Source organism: Sulfurovum aggregans, assembly GCF_055385215.1.
Genome location: NZ_AP042387.1, coordinates 1658782 through 1678601 on the forward strand (window position 1 = coordinate 1658782; position 19820 = coordinate 1678601).

General features: G+C 39.7%; 25 protein-coding genes and 1 pseudogene. 23 read left to right on the top strand and 3 right to left on the bottom strand.

Features of this window, described 5'->3' with window-relative positions; all coding sequences use genetic code 11:
* Nucleotides 1-2: 2 nt before the first annotated feature.
* The 14 genes from napG to ACZ48W_RS08555 all read left to right on the top strand — a co-directional run bounded on the left by napG (nucleotide 3) and on the right by ACZ48W_RS08555 (nucleotide 11111).
* Nucleotides 3-827, top strand: coding sequence for a ferredoxin-type protein NapG (napG, locus tag ACZ48W_RS08490; protein ID WP_464827922.1), 825 nt, complete (start codon nucleotides 3-5; stop codon nucleotides 825-827).
* A complete protein-coding gene (napH, locus tag ACZ48W_RS08495; RefSeq protein ID WP_464827923.1) occupies nucleotides 827-1630 on the top strand; it encodes a quinol dehydrogenase ferredoxin subunit NapH in 804 nt (267 codons plus the stop codon). Before napG ends, napH begins: the two co-directional genes overlap by 1 nt.
* A 94-nt stretch (nucleotides 1631-1724) precedes the next feature.
* Complete coding sequence (locus ACZ48W_RS08500) at nucleotides 1725-2696, top strand: nitrate reductase cytochrome c-type subunit (protein ID WP_464827924.1); 972 nt, start codon at nucleotides 1725-1727, stop codon at nucleotides 2694-2696.
* Nucleotides 2697-2770: 74 nt separating this feature from the next.
* The gene (locus tag ACZ48W_RS08505; protein WP_464827925.1) at nucleotides 2771-3226 is read left to right on the top strand and encodes a ferredoxin-type protein NapF; all 456 of its coding nucleotides are present in this window, start codon (nucleotides 2771-2773) and stop codon (nucleotides 3224-3226) included.
* The gene (locus ACZ48W_RS08510) at nucleotides 3223-3561 is read left to right on the top strand and encodes a hypothetical protein (RefSeq protein ID WP_464827926.1); all 339 of its coding nucleotides are present in this window, start codon (nucleotides 3223-3225) and stop codon (nucleotides 3559-3561) included. Before ACZ48W_RS08505 ends, ACZ48W_RS08510 begins: the two co-directional genes overlap by 4 nt.
* Nucleotides 3558-4514 carry a WD40 repeat domain-containing protein gene (locus ACZ48W_RS08515; protein WP_464827927.1) on the top strand — a complete coding sequence of 319 codons (957 nt, stop codon included), beginning with the start codon at nucleotides 3558-3560 and terminating at the stop codon, nucleotides 4512-4514. The genes ACZ48W_RS08510 and ACZ48W_RS08515 overlap by 4 nt, the downstream gene beginning before the upstream one ends.
* Before the next feature lie 19 nt (nucleotides 4515-4533).
* Complete coding sequence (locus tag ACZ48W_RS08520) at nucleotides 4534-4893, top strand: chaperone NapD (RefSeq protein WP_464827928.1); 360 nt, start codon at nucleotides 4534-4536, stop codon at nucleotides 4891-4893.
* A gap of 9 nt (nucleotides 4894-4902) precedes the next feature.
* Nucleotides 4903-5211 (top strand): hypothetical protein, encoded by a 309-nt coding sequence (locus ACZ48W_RS08525; RefSeq protein ID WP_464827929.1) that lies wholly within the window; start codon nucleotides 4903-4905, stop codon nucleotides 5209-5211.
* A 2-nt stretch (nucleotides 5212-5213) separates the two neighbouring features.
* The gene (locus ACZ48W_RS08530; RefSeq protein ID WP_464827930.1) at nucleotides 5214-5453 is read left to right on the top strand and encodes a hypothetical protein; all 240 of its coding nucleotides are present in this window, start codon (nucleotides 5214-5216) and stop codon (nucleotides 5451-5453) included.
* Between the two features lie 68 nt (nucleotides 5454-5521).
* Entirely contained in the window at nucleotides 5522-6961 is a 1440-nt protein-coding gene (locus ACZ48W_RS08535) for an aldehyde dehydrogenase family protein (protein WP_464827932.1), read from the top strand.
* A 28-nt stretch (nucleotides 6962-6989) separates the two neighbouring features.
* The gene (locus ACZ48W_RS08540) at nucleotides 6990-7472 is read left to right on the top strand and encodes a DUF420 domain-containing protein (protein ID WP_464827933.1); all 483 of its coding nucleotides are present in this window, start codon (nucleotides 6990-6992) and stop codon (nucleotides 7470-7472) included.
* On the top strand, nucleotides 7473-7931 hold the full coding sequence (locus tag ACZ48W_RS08545) for a 2-thiouracil desulfurase family protein (protein ID WP_464827934.1): 459 nt from the start codon (nucleotides 7473-7475) through the stop codon (nucleotides 7929-7931).
* A 70-nt stretch (nucleotides 7932-8001) separates the two neighbouring features.
* The gene (locus tag ACZ48W_RS08550; protein WP_464827935.1) at nucleotides 8002-9459 is read left to right on the top strand and encodes a S1C family serine protease; all 1458 of its coding nucleotides are present in this window, start codon (nucleotides 8002-8004) and stop codon (nucleotides 9457-9459) included.
* Nucleotides 9460-9476: 17 nt separating this feature from the next.
* On the top strand, nucleotides 9477-11111 hold the full coding sequence (locus ACZ48W_RS08555; protein WP_464827937.1) for a nitrite/sulfite reductase: 1635 nt from the start codon (nucleotides 9477-9479) through the stop codon (nucleotides 11109-11111).
* Nucleotides 11112-11234: 123 nt separating this feature from the next.
* Here the strand turns inward: ACZ48W_RS08555 and ACZ48W_RS08560 are convergent, their stop codons facing one another.
* Nucleotides 11235-11954 carry an outer membrane protein gene (locus ACZ48W_RS08560; RefSeq protein ID WP_464827938.1) on the bottom strand — a complete coding sequence of 240 codons (720 nt, stop codon included), beginning with the start codon at nucleotides 11952-11954 and terminating at the stop codon, nucleotides 11235-11237.
* A gap of 201 nt (nucleotides 11955-12155) precedes the next feature.
* Nucleotides 12156-12371 (bottom strand): hypothetical protein, encoded by a 216-nt coding sequence (locus ACZ48W_RS08565; RefSeq protein ID WP_464827939.1) that lies wholly within the window; start codon nucleotides 12369-12371, stop codon nucleotides 12156-12158.
* A 79-nt stretch (nucleotides 12372-12450) separates the two neighbouring features.
* Between ACZ48W_RS08565 and bcp the strand changes: the two genes are divergently transcribed.
* The 9 genes and pseudogenes from bcp to ACZ48W_RS08610 all read left to right on the top strand — a co-directional run bounded on the left by bcp (nucleotide 12451) and on the right by ACZ48W_RS08610 (nucleotide 19468).
* The gene (gene bcp / locus ACZ48W_RS08570) at nucleotides 12451-12918 is read left to right on the top strand and encodes a thioredoxin-dependent thiol peroxidase (RefSeq protein ID WP_464827941.1); all 468 of its coding nucleotides are present in this window, start codon (nucleotides 12451-12453) and stop codon (nucleotides 12916-12918) included.
* Between the two features lie 93 nt (nucleotides 12919-13011).
* Nucleotides 13012-13242, top strand: coding sequence for a hypothetical protein (locus ACZ48W_RS08575; protein ID WP_464827943.1), 231 nt, complete (start codon nucleotides 13012-13014; stop codon nucleotides 13240-13242).
* A 333-nt stretch (nucleotides 13243-13575) separates the two neighbouring features.
* Nucleotides 13576-14364 (top strand): annotated as a pseudogene (gene rpsB, locus ACZ48W_RS08580) (30S ribosomal protein S2); the annotation flags it as partial.
* A gap of 227 nt (nucleotides 14365-14591) precedes the next feature.
* On the top strand, nucleotides 14592-15653 hold the full coding sequence (gene tsf, locus ACZ48W_RS08585; protein ID WP_464827945.1) for a translation elongation factor Ts: 1062 nt from the start codon (nucleotides 14592-14594) through the stop codon (nucleotides 15651-15653).
* 183 nt (nucleotides 15654-15836) lie between these two features.
* On the top strand, nucleotides 15837-16487 hold the full coding sequence (locus ACZ48W_RS08590) for an ABC transporter ATP-binding protein (protein ID WP_464827946.1): 651 nt from the start codon (nucleotides 15837-15839) through the stop codon (nucleotides 16485-16487).
* A complete protein-coding gene (locus tag ACZ48W_RS08595; protein ID WP_464827947.1) occupies nucleotides 16484-16618 on the top strand; it encodes a hypothetical protein in 135 nt (44 codons plus the stop codon). Before ACZ48W_RS08590 ends, ACZ48W_RS08595 begins: the two co-directional genes overlap by 4 nt.
* A gap of 151 nt (nucleotides 16619-16769) precedes the next feature.
* Complete coding sequence (locus ACZ48W_RS08600; protein WP_464827948.1) at nucleotides 16770-17033, top strand: tetratricopeptide repeat protein; 264 nt, start codon at nucleotides 16770-16772, stop codon at nucleotides 17031-17033.
* A gap of 72 nt (nucleotides 17034-17105) precedes the next feature.
* Nucleotides 17106-18140 (top strand): AIM24 family protein, encoded by a 1035-nt coding sequence (locus tag ACZ48W_RS08605; RefSeq protein WP_464827949.1) that lies wholly within the window; start codon nucleotides 17106-17108, stop codon nucleotides 18138-18140.
* A gap of 14 nt (nucleotides 18141-18154) precedes the next feature.
* Nucleotides 18155-19468, top strand: a complete 1314-nt coding sequence (locus ACZ48W_RS08610) for a TMEM43 family protein (protein ID WP_464827950.1) — start codon at nucleotides 18155-18157, stop codon at nucleotides 19466-19468.
* 93 nt (nucleotides 19469-19561) lie between these two features.
* On the opposite strand, the gene ACZ48W_RS08615 is transcribed toward ACZ48W_RS08610, so the two are convergent.
* Nucleotides 19562-19813 carry a hypothetical protein gene (locus ACZ48W_RS08615; protein WP_464827951.1) on the bottom strand — a complete coding sequence of 84 codons (252 nt, stop codon included), beginning with the start codon at nucleotides 19811-19813 and terminating at the stop codon, nucleotides 19562-19564.
* Nucleotides 19814-19820 lie beyond the last annotated feature (7 nt).

Genomic DNA, 19820 nt, shown 5'->3' on the forward strand with positions numbered 1-19820 from the left:
AGATGGCAAACTCCAACAACAATAGACGAAAGTTCATGGCGACAACCCTTCAAAGTGTAGGCCTCACGGCTCTTGGTGGATTGTTGTGGAGTGGCTATAGTGATGAAGTCAAAGCATCACCATTGGTACTTAGACCGCCGGGTGCACTGCCGGAGGAAGATTTTCTCAAAGCATGCATCAAATGTGGGCTTTGTGCTGAGGCATGTGTTAATCGTGACAGCAATAAAAACAAAGACGGCAGCAAGAGACCCGGAACACTTCAAATGGCAAAGGGTGGCGATCACCGTATGATCGGAACACCGTTCTTTACGCCTATTGATGTTCCGTGTTATATGTGTGATGATATTCCATGTGTGCCTGTTTGTCCATCAGGTGCTTTAGATATGCCAAGTCTTCTTAATGAAAAAGAGGAGCTTGATATCAACAAAGCACGTATGGGCTTGGCAGTTGTACATAAAGAGTCTTGTATCGCCTTTTGGGGCATACAGTGCGATGCTTGCTACAGAGCGTGTCCTCTTTTGGATGAAGCGATCACTTTGGAGTATCAAAAAAATGAACGAACAGGAAAACATGCATTTTTACTTCCTATTGTTCACTCTGATGTTTGTACAGGGTGTGGACTTTGTGAAAAAGCGTGTGTAACAGAAAAACCTGCTATCTTTGTACTTCCTATAGAGCATTCTACAGGAAGAGCAGGTTCACACTATGTAAAAGGCTGGGATAAAAAAGACCAGGAACGTGTGAGAGAAGCCAAAGAGATAAAGACCAAGAATGAACGAAGTGAAAAAGAGGCTGCTGATTATCTAAATATGGAGGTAGAGTACTAATGAAAAACATGAAGTATCTACTCCTTAGAAGGGTAACCCAGATCACACTTTTAGTGCTTTACTTTGGTGCCAATGCTTATGGATGGCATATTTTAGAAGGTACTTTTGGTTCCTCTCTTCTCTTTGGTATCATTCCATTGGCTGACCCTTATACAACTCTGCAAGTACTTGCAACAGGGTTTGTTTTAGGGGCAGATGTGCTTTTAGGGGCGTTGATCATTACACTTTTCTATTTTGTGGTTGGTGGAAGAGCTTTTTGCAGCTGGGTGTGTCCTATTAACATGGTGACAGACTTGGCCAATTGGCTTAGACGCAAACTCAATTTAGATAAAGAGGAAGTGAACTACCGTTTTCTTAAAAGGAGAGCACGCTACTGGATCATGGTATTGGGTCTTATTGTCTCTGCTGTAGTGGGTGTTGCTGCGTTTGAAGTGTTGAGCCCTATCACCATTATGCAAAGAGGAATTATCTTTGGTTTTGGTGCAGGGATCTCAGTAATCGCTGCGATATTCCTTTTTGACCTTTTCGGGGTTAAAAATGGTTGGTGTGGACATTTATGTCCTTTGGGAGCAAGCTATTCCCTCATCGGTAAAGCAAGTTTTATCAGGGTAGATCATGATCATGAAGCTTGTACAAACTGTATGAAATGTAAAGTAGTTTGTCCGGAGAATCATGTATTGCATATGGTAAACAAAGAAAGTATTATGGTGACGGATGGAGAGTGTACCAACTGTGGTCGCTGTATTGATGTCTGTGATGATGATGCTTTAAGATTCAGTATTAGAAGTTTTACAAAAAAGTAAAATTTTTGAGCGAAAGCTAAGTAAGTTAGAGAGATGAATTGAAGATAGACGTGTTCATCTTCAAGAAGAAGATATAATAAAAAAAGGAGAAGAAATGACAAAAGTTATAAAGGTAATTGCACTAGGTTCACTGCTTGCATCCTCAGCACTTTATGCAGCGAGTACAGCTGCATGTGCAGGGTGCCACGGGCAGCATTTTGAAAAAGTGGCAATGGGTAAATCCAAAGTCGTAAAAGATATGAGTAAAGCAGATATCCTTGTGGCACTTAAAGGCTATAAAAAAGGTACTTACGGTGGTGCAATGAAAGGATTGATGAAAGGACAGGTTGCTAATTTGTCTGATGCAGATATGGAATCTATCGCAGCATCTATCAAAGGCGGAGCAGGTGTCGCGACAGATAAGGCAACAGCTCATGCGGCAGCTGCGGCAGTAGCAGAATCAAAGGTTATTGATATCAATGTAAAAGCATGTGATACTGCAAGGATCAAGAAAGAAGATCTGGGTAATAAAAAAGTAGTGACTGAAGAGGCTCTGGGGCTTAGAAAAACAGACCTTTACAGTGAAGCAAAGGATACAGTAGGTGTGCAGGCAGACTTTAGTAGACCTGCTCCAGGAAGTTCTACAAAATTTGAGAGAGCATATGTCAATGCACCACCAATGATCCCTCACTCAGTAGAAGGATTGCTCCCTATTAAACAAAACAACAACCAGTGTCTTGGATGTCATATGCCTGAAGTGGCTGCGGCTGTGAAAGCAACACCGATCCCGGTATCTCACTTTACGAACTACAGACCGGAAACGGTACTTAAGAATGGTGAGTTGGTTAAAGAGGGTCAAAAAGTTGGTATGAATGAAAAAATGGGTAATACTTCAGATATCGTTATAGCAAAAGCTAAAAAGTCTGATAAACTCTACCAAGGTAGATTCAACTGTTCTCAGTGTCATGCACCGCAAGCAAAGATCGATACAGTCGTAGGAAATACGTTTACACCTGATTTTGGTGAAGGTAATGAAATGAAATCACACTCAAGCTTGGCAGATGCGATGAATGAAGGTGTACAATAGTGGCAAGCAGAAGGGATTTTTTTAAATCTTTTACAAAACCATTAAATCAAACTAAAGAGGAGTCCCTCCTCTTAGTGAGACCGCCTTATGGAGAGTCTGAATCTCTTTTTCAGAACAAGTGTCCCTCATGCGAAAGTAAGAGTTGTGTCACTTCTTGTGATGAGAAGATTATTTTTATAGCTGATGATGGTACGCCTGCACTTACTTTTAAGCAAAACGGGTGTACATTCTGTGATGAGTGTGCCAATGCCTGTGAAGAGGGAGTACTCTCTTTGGTACATGAAGAGACCGCTTCCTATCTTAATGCCGTTTTTCGTATCTCACTGGATGCCTGTGTCGCACACCATGGGGTCATATGTCATTCCTGTAAAGAACCATGCATAGATGATGCTATTTTATTTAACGGAATGTTCAACCCTGTGATCGATGATGAAAAGTGCACAGCTTGTGGATTTTGCATTTCAAGATGCCCAACACAAGCGATCAGTTATGAAGTGTTTGAATTAAAAAATGAGGAAAACAAAGAATGAATTTATATGAGAAATATCCAAAACTTTTTGAAAAATTAGAAGATAAAGAACTGGAGTTAAGACACCTTTTAAGTGTTGATGAGAATTATGAGGATTTTGACTCAGAAGAGTATGAGTTTGAAGTAGATGAGTATAACTTTGTTATTTATGTAGCTGAACCTATTCAACAGGTATTGGGTGAAGAAAAAATGCAAGAGTTGATGGTAAAACTTAACGAAAAGGAAGAGTTTGAGAACTTTTTACCTACAGAGTTGGATCTTTATGGGATAAAAACAACACTTAATGAAGAGCAGATTGTTGCTCTTGTGTTAAATCAGACGGAAGAGATCATATGAAAAAGTTAATCCTCTTATGTCTATTGACCCTTACGATTTGGGCAGTACCTACGCTTACTCCTGTTGAATCTATAGAGATCAATGGAACAGCAAAAGATATGATTTTGGCAGGTAATAATCTTATCATCGCTACAGATATGGGACATATAGAGGTGTATGATATTGCCAAAAAGCAAAAGATAAAAGAAATTTCCATCCCGGATGTTAAAGATTTCATGGGTGACATAATGCCCGCGAGAGTGATGAGTACAGATGTGATAGATAGTATGTATCTCCTACTTAGTGACAGTGGAAAAGGAGGTTATGCGAATCTTTTCCTTTATGAGAACAATAGTATCAAACAGCTTATCGGTCCTGAAGATAAAAAAGCGATTATAAAAGCTCGTTTTATAGATAAAACGCATATACTTTTAGGTTACCTGAGCAATGAAGTTTCACTTTTGGATATTCAAAGTAAAAAAGAGCTTTACAGGGTTCAGTTGAGTGAATCGAAATTTTCCGATTTTGCACTTAATGAAGACAAGAGTCAAGTGGTTTTTTCCTGTGAGAGTGGTGTACTGAATGTGGTAGAAGTTCAAACCGGGAAGAAACTCAAAGAACTAAAAGGTCAGAATGTAGATAATGTTTACAGAGTTGATTTTAAAAATGGTATGGTCTCCGGGGCCGGACAGGATCAAAGAGGCTCTTTGTATGATGTAAAGAGTGGAAAAGGAGATTATATCAAGGGTAGCTTTCTGATTTATGCAACAGCACTCAGTCCTTCTGCAGCAAAAGTCGCATTTGCTATGGATGAAAAGAACAATATTTCCATTTATAATACATCATCCAAGTCAAAAATAGCTTTGCTTAAAGGGCAAAAGAGTACACTTAATGTGATCATATTCCAAGATGAGAAGAAGATTTTCTCAGCAAGTGATGACAATACCATCATGGTATGGGATTTAAAGAATTAAATTAAAATAGGAGAATAAAATGAATATATCAAGTATTGTAGTACAAGCATTGCCAGAGTATATAGATGGATTGATTGAGACTTTTAAGAGTTCAGAAATTTGTGATTACCATCTTCATGATAAAGAAAAAGGAAAGATCATCGTTACAGTTGAAGGCAAGGGTGTAGAAGAAGAGATAGAAAAACTCGTTAAGATACAGCAACTTCCTCATGTGATAGCAGCTGATATGATGATGACCTATCAAGAGGATCAGCTTGATGAAGAGATCAAAAAATTAGAAGCAGAGGGGCCTGTTCCTGAAATGCTTAATGATGATACTTTAGATGCAAGAGATATTGTCTATAATGGTGACTTGAAAAAGAAAGATTTTGGATTTTAGGAGAGTTTTATGGCAGGAGTAATTGAATCAGTAATTAAAAACAGTCCTTTGGGACGATGGTATATTGAACTAAGCGATACAATGAAAGAGGATAGCCAAGAATTTTGTATGGATATCTATGAGTATGCAGACAAGATAGAAGAGATGGGCAAAGAGTATGATGGTGTAGTTGAAGTGATCTGGTCAAGTGATGACAATGTAACCCCGGAACAGATCAATGAAGTGCGTATGCAGATGAATGCCTACGAAGCAGAACAGGAAGCAAAAAAAGAGGGTGACAGCCATCTGGCAGACGGCACACCAAATTTTCAGGCTTAAAGGTGCTGAAAGTTTTTAAAGAGATCTATGGAGTAGGGGTACTTTTTTTCTATTATATGAAGTATATCATCCTTATAGGCTGGCCTTTGCTACTCTATGGTCTTGAATATAAACCCAATCTTGTTATGGATATTTTGTGGGTGTACTGTTTGGCACTGATGACAAAAGATATCATTTATAAATTTGTATTGAAGAAGAGTTACTGTACTCGCAGTTCCTGTCATTCAGAAAAGAATAAATAATTTCCTGCAAAACACCCCTTTATCACCAATTTGCTATAATCAACCAATTTCAATTATAAGGCAGGATCATGTTTGGAACATTTGATAATGAGGTAGAAGCAAAGATATTTTTTGGTTCTGTCGAAGAGACCAAGGAAGAAAAAGTAGAACGATGCAGTCCTTTTAATGGAATTGTGGTAAGTATAGCACCGCTGTGTGATGCAGAAGATACAAAAAAAGCACTTTCTATCGCTAAAGAGGCAGCAAAAGCTGCAGCAAAAACACCATTGTCACAACGTATTTTATGGCTTGAAGATGTAGCAGCCAAGTTACAGGAGTATAGAGAAGATTTTGCCATGATGTTAGCCAAAGAAGTGGCTAAACCGATCAGTTTTTCCCGTATTGAAGTAGATAGATGTATGGAGACCATTAAGCTTACAGCAATGGAACTTTCAAACCTTCATGGAGAAACCATTCCTACGGATATTATGCAAAGCGGTAAGAAAACATTGGCATATTACAGACGTGAACCGGTGGGTGTCGTAGCGTGTATCACTCCATTCAATTTCCCTCTGAATCTTGTGGCACACAAGATAGCACCGGCACTTGGAGCAGGGAATGCAGTGGTTCTTAAACCGACTCCTGAAGCACCGATGACAGCCTATATGCTGGCTAAACTTTTTGTAAGTTCGGAGTATGCTGTCAAAGATGCACTTTCTGTAGTGTATGGTGATGCTGAAGTAGGTTCTACTTTAGTACAGAGTAATATCCCAAGAGTTATTAGTTTCACCGGTTCTGTTCCTGTTGGAAATATCATTACAAAACAGGCAGGGATTAAAAAAGTAAGTCTTGAACTGGGTGGTAATGCCGCAACGTATATTGACAAAAGTGCAGATCTGGAAATGGCTGCAAAACGTTGTGCTTTTGGGGCATTTTATAACTCCGGGCAAGTTTGTATCTCACTTCAGCGTATCTATGTGAATGAAGAGGTGTATGAGAAGTTTTCAGCATTGATTGCAGAGGAGACTAAAACACTTAAAGTAGGTTCACCATACGAGGATGATACTTTTATGGGACCGCTCATTGATGATGAATCAAGGCACCGTGCCAAGTCATGGATAGCATCAGCTAAAAATGAAGGTGCAAAAGTGGTGGCTGGCGGTGAAGAGGTAGAGGGTATCTTCCCTCCAACTGTGATGGCAGATGTGACTGATGAGATGAAGATCATCTGCGAAGAGGTCTTTGCTCCTATTGTAAGTCTGGTTTCTGTCCCTGATTATGAAACTGCTGTAGAGAAGATGAATGACTCTCCTTACGGCTTACAGTTCTCTATCTTTACGAATGATTTACGACAAACACAAAGCTTTATAGAGGATGCACAGTGTGGCGGGGTGGTGATCAATGATATTCCAACTTTACGTTTTGATGTGCAACCCTATGGAGGTTCTAAACTTTCAGGTGTGGGAAGAGAAGGCCCTAAGTGGGCACTGGAAGAGTTTACAGAGATTAAGTCGATTGTGATATGCTAGCTTTATTAAAAATAAATCAGGATTTTAAATGAATTATATGTTTCAGGCAGGTTTTTTAGGAACAAGAGCACCTTTTTTTATGGATTTTGTTACGCTTATCGTTGCAGTTTTGCCTTTGTTGGTCGGGATTGCGATTACCTTTGCCAAAAAGCAAAATTATACTCTGCATGCGTTTATGCAAACCTCGATCTTTATTGTTTCTGTAGTAGTGGTAGGATATTTTGAATATGGTGTACGTTTGGGAGGAGGATACGAAGCATTTGTACAAAATACACATGTTTCCCATTCTTATCTATTTATTGTACTGGTGGTGCATATCATCATCTCGGTACTTACGCTCGGTATATGGACAAGTACGCTGCTCCATGCAAGAAAAGATGCCAAAAGAGGAGGTATTTTGCCCGGTTCTCATGCAATATCACATAAAAAAGCAGGTTTACGTACTTTTACAGGTATTGTACTCACATCACTTACGGGAATATGGGTCTATCTGCTCCTCTTCGTGTTTTAAATGAAAAAGAAAAAAATTGCTATTTCTGCCTGTCTGTTGGGCGAAAAGTGTCGTTATGATGCGACAGACAATAAAAATGTGAAACTTTTAGCAAAGTTGGAAAATTGTGAGCTTGTCCCTTTCTGTCCAGAAGATCATGCCTTTGGTTCTCCCCGTCCTACGATGGATCTGATACAGACGGAAGAGGGACAAAAGGCTATCTCAAATGAAACAGGAGAGGATCTGTCTGAACCGATAAAACAATATGCTTCAGCATTTTTTGACAACCATACGGATATTGATCTGTTTATCGGCAAAGACAGAAGCCCAAGCTGTGGTGTCTGTTCAGCCAGACTTTATGATAAAAAGAAGAATCTTATCAATACCAAAGAAGCAGGGCTCATGGCAAAAGAGGCTGGAATACGGGGTATCAGATCTTTCGATGCAGAAGTATTTGTCTGTCCTGAAACAATGCTTTAAGACTGAAGAGAACTTCAGGGGAAGTTCAAAGTATTGTTTCTGATGTATTAAAATAAAAGGATAACAGTTTATGAAATTATTATTGATGGTATGTTTAAGTACACTTTTTCTGAGTGCAAATATACAGCAGGAAGATCTGACGAAACAAGCTATAGTCAAGATATATACAGTCTCCAAAGTACCGAACTATCAGGAACCGTGGAACAGTTCCATGCGCCGTTCTACAGGTTCGGGTGCCATTATAGAAGGGGATAGGATACTTACCAATGCACATGTAGTAGCCAACCATACTTTTATAGAAGTAGAACGCTACGGACAACGAAAACGCTATATTGCAAAAGTGATCTCTGTTTCCCATCAGGCGGATCTGGCCCTTCTAAAGGTGGAAGATAAGACATTCTTTTCAAATGTAAAGCCTTTGACTTTCGGTTCTCTTCCCAACATAGAGCAAAAGATCGTTGTTTACGGTTATCCGATGGGGGGGAGTACACTTTCTGCAACCATAGGTGTTGTCTCACGCATAGAACACCATCGTTATGCGCACAGTGGAGAAGCATTTTTAGCGATACAGGTCGATGCAGCAGTCAATCCCGGCAACAGTGGAGGGCCGGCACTTTCTGATGGCAAGATAGTAGGTGTAGTGATGCAGGTTATCCAAAAGTCCCAGAACATAGGATATCTGGTACCTGTTTCAATGGTGAGACATTTTCTGGAAGATATGAAAGATGGAAAATATGACGGGTTTGCCGATCTTGGGCTGACTACACAGAATATGGAAAATCCGACATTAAGACACTACTATCATCTTGATGAAAATACGACAGGAAAACTTGTAGACGATATTGTTTATAACTCTTCTCTAAAGGGGGTACTTCAAGAAGGAGATATCCTTATAGCTATAGATGGACATAAAATAGAAAATGACGGTACAGTGGCATTTAGAGACCATGAATATACAGATTTTAACTATTATATAGATAAACATCAGATGCATGAAAGTGTCAAACTGGATATTGTACGAAACAGAAAAAAGATGCAGGTAGATGCAAATTTAACGCATATGGCAGATGATGTATTATTGGTCAAAACAACACAGTATGACAGAATGCCGACCTATTTTATCGAGGGTGGATATGTATTTTCCCCATTGACCAGAAATCTACTTTTGTCAACCAATCGCAATAGACTGACTTTAAGTTATTTTGCATCACAATGGCCAACAGAAAAAAAGAAAGAGGTGGTTGTTCTGCTTAAAGTCCTGGCTTCAGATATGAGTAGAGGGAATAACAGTTTTGCCATGTGGCCTATAGAAAAGATCAACGGGGAGACTTTTGTTGATTTTCAAACTTTTTTTCAAAAAATACAAGATTTTCAGGGGCAATATATTGTTTTGGAAGATCAGGATGGTGTGAAAGTAGTGATCGATAAACAAGAAGCTCGGGAAAAACAGAGAGAAATTCTGAGAAAGTATAATATTGAGTTTGACAAATCGATCGATCTAAGAAAAAATCACGGATTCTGTCAGTGATCCCTTAGAGGTTCTAAATGAAAAAAAATAAGATCGAAAGAGTAAAAACGTCCTTTTCCCCTTATGATTTTCATAGTAAACTAAAGTTAATTGATTTTACAGATCTAGGTGAAGAGGAACGCTTTTATCTTCGAAACTACGGTATTTACAATATCAAACTTCAGCCTGAAAGATTTATGCTCCGTATCCGTATTGCAGGAGGGAGAATAGATACAGAAAAACTTCTCTTTATTGCAGAAATCACCCAAAAATATCATTTGGAACTGCTTCTTACCGCACGTGGCCAGATAGAGTTGCACGCATTGAATGCCAAAAATATTCTGGAAGTGTGGGAGCTTTTACTGGAAGAAGGTATCAGTACACTTCAGACACTGACAGATAATTTTCGTAATATCGTTACCGATCCCTATGATGGCAGGGATGAACACAGTCAAATAGAAGTATATCCGCTTATTGTCCGGATGCAGAATATTTTTCTGGGACAGAAAGAGTGGATGGGGATGCTCCCCAGAAAATTCAATACGGCAATCTGCGGTACCGGGTTGGGTCATGTACACTTTTTCGGAAATGATCTCTTCTTTGGTTTAGCCCGTAAAGAAGATGTATGGGGATTCAATCTCTATCTTGGAGGAAAGAATTCCGAAGTAGCAAAAGATGCAGATATCTTTGTAGCACCTGCTGAAGTACCGGCAATGTTTGAAGCAGTCGGAAGGGCATATATGAAATATGGGCTGAGGGGAAGCAGGTCGAAGACGCGGCTTTTTCATCTTCTAATAGAAATCGGTATGGATGCATTTGTGGGAAAAATAGCCGAATTTTATCCGAAAGAGATTGTAAAAAAGGGTGAGTTTCAGATAAGAAAAGCACCTTTTTCAGATTTTCAGGAACTTAAAAAGCAGATATTCGGTTACTGTTATCAAAGCCGCTTTGGTAAAATAGACGCTGCTTTACTGCTGAAAGTTGTCCACTACGCAAAGGAGCAGAACATTGAGATAAGAGTCGGAATCAACCAAAACCTCTATTTTTTGGGATTTAAGGAGAAGAATAACCCTTTCAAGTGTATCAAAGGTGCTTCACATATCACTGCATGTGCGGGAAGTCACTACTGTGCACTCTCTCTTTGGGATATCAAAGCAGAAACTGCATATCTGCCTTTAGAGAAGATCGAAGCACATCATATACAGGTGGGTTTCAGTGGTTGCCTGAAAGGCTGCGGCAGACATCATCATGTAGATATCGGCCTGGTGGGTCTTCGTACCAATCTTTTCGGAGAGACACAAAAAGCTGCCAGAGTTTTTCTGGGTGGGAAGTACAGTAAAGGTGAATGTGCCGCCAGACTCATCTTTCCTGCTGTACCGCTCGTGCATCTAAAAGGTTTGATCGAAGTGATCATAGAGGAGTTTGAAGTAAGTGGTGAAAGAGATTTCGAATATTTTAGCCAGAACTATTTAAATCCACTCAGCAGTGGTTTTGTGATGTTATGGTTTTTGTCAAAACTTTATCTAAAAGAGAAGATCACTCTTGAAGTATTGTCGGAGGAAGCGCTTTACCAAAAACTTTCACTGCTTCCGGATTTTTCTGCTTTTGAAGAAGATGAGAATTATCTAAAAAGTATTAACGTGATGAAACATGCACTGTGGGATGATAAGTAGATCATTCATACTTCTTGAACTGTTCCAGCCATTTCTTAAGGAAGAAGATAAGAAATTAAAATTAAATTTTACGTAAAGAAAAGTAAACACTCCGGCCTTTCGGCCATATGAGCGTTTTGAAGATTAGAAACGATAGCTCAGACCCACAGTAAGCATGTGAGCGTTGTATTCGATTTTTCCTGTATCAGGGTCATTATCTGGGTCCAACTGCCAAGTGTCATCTCCATAGTCACTATAGCGGTACTGGATGCGGGCATGGAGGTTATCATCGATCTTCTTTTCTACCCCTGCTCCAAGTGTCCAGCCTGTAAGGGTTGCATCATGGTCATCTGTGTAATCCCAACTAGTAAATCCATGTGACTCAACTCTTGCCCATGCGACACCTCCGGTGATGTAAGGCATATAATCCCCCATATCCTTTCCTGCTCTCAGCCTGAGTGAAGCATCCCAATCTTGTTCAACTTTTGCTCCCCATGACTCTCCATCTACACCGCTTGTAATGGTATCATCTGCTGATACATAGTTCCATTCTCCCTCTATACCGAGAATAATATCATTGTTGACCCGCCAGTTATAGCCGGCAAAGATACCGCCTGTGAATCCATCTACATTAAAGCCATTGAGAGAATATGCTTCGCTTCCATCTCTCCAATAAGAACTTACATCTGCATCTCCCCAGATATATCCGGCCTGTAGACCTACATAGGGTCCGGCCCATGCATCTGCCGCCGGAGCAATTACTACTTCAGCCACCGGCTCGGCTACTGGTTCTATATCCCCACCTGCCATTGCGAATGCACTCATTGCCAAAACCGCTGCTACTGAAAGACTAAACTTTTTCATAATTAACTCCTTTTTTACTGTTTAATTACAATATCCATAGTAACATATACAATCTAAATTATTTCTTTTACTATAATTTTTTTATAAAAAAATATTATAATATGCTTTTTCTGCATCAAAAAAGAAGTTAAATACAACATTTTTAAATTACTCTATTTGAGTCTGTGCGGTCAGTATTGGCTATTTGTTCCTTTTGACATCTTATTCATATTTTTTAAACTGTTCCAGCCATTCCTTGTCTTCCTCACTGAGCTTTCCTACTTTTTCAAGCAGTTTTTTCTTTGTAGAGAGGAGGTCATCTATTTCCAAGTATGCCAAAAGGGCAGGATTGATTGTCGGTTCTTCCCTGCCATAAGAGATAAGTTTTTCAATATCTGCAAGTAATTCTTCTTTTGAATGTTCATTTTCTTTATTCATTCTGTTATACTAGCGAAAAAGAAATAAAATCTTCGGAAGTTCCCGATTCCGAATTAAAAAGAAATAATAAAGGATACCCATGCTAGAAGTAGGAGCACAGGCACCGGATTTTTGTCTGCCAAACCAAGATGAAGAAGAGATCTGTCTTAGAGATATAAAAGGACGCTGGATAGTGCTTTATTTTTATCCAAAAGACAATACTCCGGGATGTACGACAGAGGCTTGTGATTTTACAGCAGCACTTCCAAATTTTGAAGATCTGAATGCTATTGTTTTGGGTGTCAGTCCGGACAGCCCTCAAAAACACAGAAATTTCATAGAGAAAAAAGATCTCAGGATCACACTGCTTGCAGATGAAGACAAATCACTGTGTAATGCTTTTGGTGTATGGCAGCTTAAGAAGTTCATGGGCAAAGAGTACATGGGAGTGGTCAGAAGTACTTTTATTATCGATCCGGATGGAAGAATAGCTGCTGTATGGAAAAAAGTGAGAGTAAAAGGTCATGTGGATGAGGTGAGATCTAAACTTGAAATGTTGCGAGGATAAATGAAATACAAATGCTCTTTAAAGATAGAGCATTGATTAATGATCTGAAATAAGAGTATAATTAAAAAAATAATATAAAAAGAGGGAGTAGGTATGGAATATCATAGTAGATTGTCTGACAGAAGAAGAGCTTCAGCAGTAAAACCGTTGATCTATCTGATGATAGAGGCCATTATACTGGGAATGATATGCTGGTTTGTCTCTTTTTCCAATATTCTGATCCTGACCATTCTGGTCTGCCTTGGAGCAATATACTTTTTTTTCATCTCTTCTTTGCCAAGATATAACAAAGTGAAGAAACGTCAAAAATATTTGAAGCATTAATACTTGATAATAGTCCACAATATACCCCCCTTCTCTTTCCTGTAAGAGGAAATCTTTTATCTGTTTTTAAACATCACTTCGATATAATCGCGTTCCTTATTTCTATTTGAAGTTTGGAAATACTCATGTAGTTATTCCTTGACTGGTTGCACATTGTGTGTTGATGACTACAGCGGATGATTCGAATGATTACCGATTCGACTCTTAAACCTAGTGATGAAGCATATGCTTTTAACTGAGCTTTTACCTAAGATACGACTAGTCGTATGAGCCTACTGCTGAAGTAGACTGAATAAAAAAGTTCTATTATGATTATATACCAAGGAGAAACTTATGGTAACAATGAAAGACTTACTCGAATGTGGTGTACACTTCGGACACCAGACAAGAAGATGGAATCCAAAAATGAAAAAATTCATTTTCGGTGCAAGAAAGAACATCTATATCATCGACCTTCAAAAAACACTTAGATACTTTAAATACACTTACAATGTAGTAAGAGATGCAGCAGCTGAAGGACAAACAGTACTGTTTGTAGGTACTAAAAAACAAGCCAGATCAGCAGTGAAAGAGCATGCAGAGAGATGTGGTATGCCTTACGTTGCTACAAGATGGTTAGGTGGTATGTTAACAAACTACCCGACAATGAAAAAATCTATTAGAAAACTTGAGATCATCGAGCAAATGGAAGAGAATGGGCAACTTGATCTTCTGACTAAAAAAGAAGCATTGATGCTTTTAAGAAAAAAAGAGAAATTGAGTTCATACCTTGAAGGTTTCAGACATATGAAAAAACTTCCGGATATGATGTTCGTTGTTGATGCTGTGAAAGAGCATATTGCAGTGAAAGAAGCAAGAAGACTTGGAATGAAAGTCGTTGCACCTCTTGATACAAACTGTGATCCGGATGTTATCGATTATCCGATCCCGGGAAATGATGATGCGATCCGTTCGATCAACCTTTTCTGTAAAGAGATGGCTGAAGCAATCATTGAAGGTAAAGCGGCATATGATGAAGCACAAGGGAAAGAGGGAGAAGAGGTTGTGACAAGCGAGGAAGTGGCAGCAGTTATGGCTGAAGCAGCAACTGAAGAAGAAGTAGCAGCACTTGCAGAGGAAAAAGCAGCTCCTGCTCCTAAAACTGAAGCTAAAAAAGGTGATGATCTTACTAAAATCGCAGGTGTTGGCAAAGTATACCAGGGAAAACTCAACGATGAAGGTTTCTATACTTATGCAGACGTAGCAAACATGACTGAAGCTCAAATTCAAGTGATGGAAGAGAAGTATAGTTTTAAAGGTGACTTTAAAGACGTTGTAGCATCTGCAAAAGAATTGGCGGAGGTGTAATCATGGCAAACTTTGGACCTAAAGACATTAAAAAACTCAGAGAGATGACTGATGCAGGAATGATGGACTGTAAAAAAGCACTTACTGCAGCTGATGGAGATATGGACAAAGCTGTTGAGTGGCTCAGAGACCAAGGTCTTGGAGCAGCTGCCAAAAAAGCCGGTAAAGTAGCAGCGGAAGGTGCTATCGCTGTTAAAGTTGAAGGTCATAAAGCAATGATCGTTGAGATCAATTCACAAACAGACTTCGTTGCACAGAATGACAAATTCAAAGCAGTGATGGATGAAGTTGTAAATCATGCATTTGATAATGAGCTGGCTGATGCAGAAGCAATTAACGCATCAGAGATCAATGGTCAATTATTTGCTGATTATCTCTCTTTGCAGATCGCTACTATCGGTGAGAACCTTGTAGTAAGAAGAGCAGCATTGATCGTAGGTGATGAAACAACAGCGGTAAACGGTTATGTTCACTCTAATGGTCAAAATGGTGTGATCATCGCTGCAAAATGTGATTCTGAAAAAACAGCTGAGGCAATGACACCTGTGCTCAGAGAAGTTGCAATGCATGCAGCAGCAATGGCACCGTCAACTCTTTCTTATAAAGATTTTGATCCTGCTTATGTAGCAGAAGAAACTAAAGGAAGAATCGTTGCTATTGAAAAAGAGAACGAAGAACTTAGCAGACTTGGCAAGACACTTAAAAATATTCCTCAGTACATCTCTATGAGCCAATTGACTGAAGAGGTTATGGCTGAAGCTGAAGCAGCACTCAAAGAAGAGCTTAAAGCTGAAGGTAAGCCAGAGCAGATCTGGGACAGAATTCTTCCTGGTAAGATTGCCAGATTTATTTCTGACAACACAACACTTGATCAAGAGCAGTGTCTTCTTGACCAAAAATTCGTAATGGATGACAGCAAAACAGTTGCTGAATATATCCAGGAGAAAGCTAAAGCAGCTGGTGGATCAGCTGAGATCATCACTTTTGTAAGACTCGAAGTGGGTGAAGGTATCGAAGTTGAAGAAGAAGACTTCGCTGCTGAAGTTGCCAAACAAATGGCATAAACAAGAAGCGTAAAGCAAACAACAACTGCTTGTTGTTTGTAGCTTTGAAACCTAAACAGCCGGAACAAAGTGAAGCTGTGTAGGAAGCTCCTTTGGGAGTTTTTTTGAATTAAAAATCTTTCTTCCCCTTCTCCCTATCTTTTTTTATGTTAAAATATGCAAAATATTTTAAAGGCTCTATATATGTCCCAACCCCTTTTGGTAGCTACAAATCTTTCTCATAGTTTTGATTATCCTCTTTTTACACATATAGATTTTAGTATAAACCCTACCCAGAGCGTAGCCATTGTAGGGCGAAGTGGATCCGGGAAATCAACACTTTTACATATATTTTCTACGTTTATGAAACCTAATGAGGGAGAAGTAACGCTTTTGGGACATGACCTTTATACATTGAGTGATGAGGAGATAGAATCACTTCGCCGTTATGATATAGGGATCATTTTTCAGTTCCATTATCTCTTTAAAGGGATGAGTGCTCTGGAGAACATCAGTGTAGCCACTATGCTTTCGGGTGAAGAGATAGACCATAGTATTCTGAAAAAACTGGAGATAGAACATTTGATGGATCATAAGACATCAGAACTGTCAGGAGGGGAGCAGCAAAGGGTTTCTATCGCCAGAGTGTTAAGTAAGAAACCCAGGATCATCTTTGCAGATGAGCCTACAGGAAATCTTGATAAAGAAACCGCTGAACTGGTGATGGATGTATTGCTGGACTATATCAGAGATAATGCTGCGGCATTAGTGCTTGTAACACATGATGAAAGTATGGCTATACGCTGTGATATGATCTATAAACTGGAAGACAAGAGATTAAAGGAAGAAGTATGAAGATAGATATTATGAATGTACTGTATACTACGTCTATGATCGTACTTGCTTTTGTTACAGCACTTGTTGTAACAAAAACCATCTCTAAATATATTGAAAAGAAGAAAGAATCACACAAAGATGATGAATAACAGTTTTTATGATACTCCCCAAATATATTCCATATAAACCTTTCAACCCCTACCACTAATCAAAATCCTAAAACTTCTTTTTTGTGACATGTTTTTGACACACTAGATAAGTATAATATAAACAAGTCTATTTACAAAAAGGGGAAGAGACATGTTAAGATCAATCATATTATCCGGTTTATTGTTGAGTGGTATCTATGCGGGAGCATTAGAAGAGGGGAATGCAAATGCAATATATAATCTTGGTGTTATGAATGCACAGGGTATTGGTGTTAAAAAAGATCTGAAAAAAGGATTGGATCTTTATACACAGGCTGCCAAAAAAGGAAATGCATATGCGAAATATTATTTGGCTATAATATATTATGATGGCAGAGGGATAAAAAAGACAGAAAAAAAGCAAAAAAATGGATGATGAAATGTGCAGGGAACGGTGATCCTGATGCAAAAAAATTCCTGGCACAAAATAAATTCTAAGGAGGAAAAAATGAGTGTACAGTGGTTTTTGGAATATGATAACGGAGAAAAATACGGTCCTGTCCCAACAGAAGAAGCCAGAGCGTATGTTGCAGAGAATATAGAAGGATATGCATGGAAAGAGGGTTTCAGTGCATGGAAACCTATGGCTGAAATTGCGGAATTGGCCGGGGAAACCACTCTGTTAAGTGCACCTATGGGACCACCGTCAAGAGTAGCATCGGGAAGAACCAATAAAGCCGATGAAATAGACTATACGATCTTTGGAGAAGATATCCAGTATGTGGAGATTGAACTCGATCCGGGTGAGAGTGCCATCTCTGAAGCAGGTGCCATGATGTATAAAAACAGTCATATTGTGATGGATACGGTCTTTGGTGACGGGTCGGGTTCCAAAGATGATTCAGGGGGTTTTTTTGACAAGTTGGTTGGTGCAGGGAAACGTCTGGTAACGGGAGAGAGCCTTTTTACTACAGTATTTACACATACGGGAAGCGGAAAAGCAACTGTTGCATTCGGTGCTCCATATCCGGGGCGTATTATTCCTGTTGATCTGGAAGAGATGGGGGGTAGGCTGATCTGCCAAAAAGACTGTTTTTTGTGTGCGGCAAAAGGCGTATCGATAGGAATTCATTTTCAAAAAAAGATCCTTACCGGGCTTTTTGGAGGTGAAGGTTTCATTATGCAAAAACTTGAGGGTGACGGTATGGCATTCATTCATGCAGGAGGGATGCTTAAAGAGATCGACCTGCAAGAGGGTGAGACACTACATTTGGATACAGGATGTCTGGTAGCCATGCAGCCTCAGGTACATTTTGACATAGAACAGGCAGGTGGTATCAAGACAGGGCTCTTTGGGGGAGAGGGATTCTTCTTTGCCAAGCTTAGAGGTCCGGGTAAGGTTTGGATACAGTCACTGCCATTCTCCAGGCTTGCAGGACGCATGCTTGCAGCTGCACCTCAGGGCGGGGGAAGAGATAAAGGTGAAGGCTCGGCACTTGGTATGCTGGGTGATCTTGCCATGGGTGACAGATTTAACTTTTAACTGGGAGAGAGAAGATGGATAAATTTACAGAGACCACCTATACAAGTTACGGGCAGAATATCGGAAACTCTTTTAAAGGGATTTTTTTCGGTTTTATTTTTATTATAGGAGCTATTGTCCTGTTGTGGTGGAATGAAGGACGCAGTGTCGAGCAGGCAACAGCACTTAAAGAGATGCAGGAGAATATTGTTACTCTTCCGGATACGAACTATAATGCACAGTATGATGGTAAAGCAGTACTGCTTCAGGGTTTGGTAAGACCTCTGCATCAAGTGGTCGACCCTGAATTTGGTGTGAAAACAGATGGTCTTGTACTGCGTAAAAGTGTGCAGATGTACCAGTGGAGAGAGAATACAGAGAGTAAAAGCCAGGATAAACTGGGTGGAGGAACAGAGACAGTCACAACTTATACCTATGTAAAAGAGTGGTCTTCATCCTATAATAATTCTTCTTCATTCAAACATCCTCAAGAGCATCAAAACCCAATGATGACACATAAGGGCGGTACTTACAGTACAGATGCACAGTTGGGTGATTTTCATCTGGATAAAAATATTGTCAGTTATATAGGAACATCTGTACCGTTCCACGGCTTGGTGGATATGCCATATTACATCGGTGATGCCAAAAACTATAAGACTTTTTTATACCTGGGAGTTAATCCGGATACACCGCAGATCGGAGATATTAAGATCACCTATAGTTATGCACCGGCAGGAGAATATACATTTGCAGCACAGCAATCCAATAGATCCTTAACACATTATACGACAGCCAACGGCAAAGATTTTCTCTTTGTAAGAAACGGCCGAGTATCTGCTCAGGCTATTTTTAAAGAGGAACTTGATGCCAATACGGCATTGACATGGATACTCAGAGTAGTTGGACTTTTGGTGATGTTCTTTGGATTTACAATGATCATGGGCCCACTGGCAGCTTTTGCCAAAGTCATACCGATGTTCGGTTCCCTTGTTGGAGGCGTGACAAGTATTGTAGCAGCGGTCTTTACTTTACTGCTAGGTTCAATCGTCATTGCTTTGGCATGGTTCAGTTCGCGTCCAATACTCTCTTTGGGGATCATTGGGATAGGGATCGCAATAGCTGTACTGCTTGCGAAGTTCGGTAAGAAAAAAGTTCCATCAACATCGTCACAGGCTGCAACAGCAACTGCTCCAACACCTCCAGCAAGGCCTGAGAGTACTCCTCCGCCACAAAGAGAAGATACGGTCACAGCTCCCGATAGAGAAGAGGGTAGTGCATCTTCAGAAACTGAAGAGGGTACACCGCCTTCAAGAAAAGCTGTTACACCTCCGCCCAGAGAGTCTTAAGGCGATAGAGTGAAATGTCTTAGCTCCTCTCATGGCATGCGGTGCAAAAGAGTATCGTTGCTCATTTTATGGTCGGGGCAACAGCAGCCATCGTCATGAACTTTCCGGAAATGAAAATGGGTGAAAAAAGCGGATGAGAAGTTCTATTTTTGATCGGAAATGCAGGAGGTAGTAGCTCAATGCTGTGAATAAAAATGCAGAAAGATTAATGGTGGCATTAAAGAAGTTTCCAAGTCCAAGGTCCCTCAGTGTGGCAAGAAAAAAAATAAACAAAAAACTGAAATGAAAACCATACAAGAGGATCTGACGGTGACCCATCTCTTTGTATGGAAAATATTGATACACCCAAACC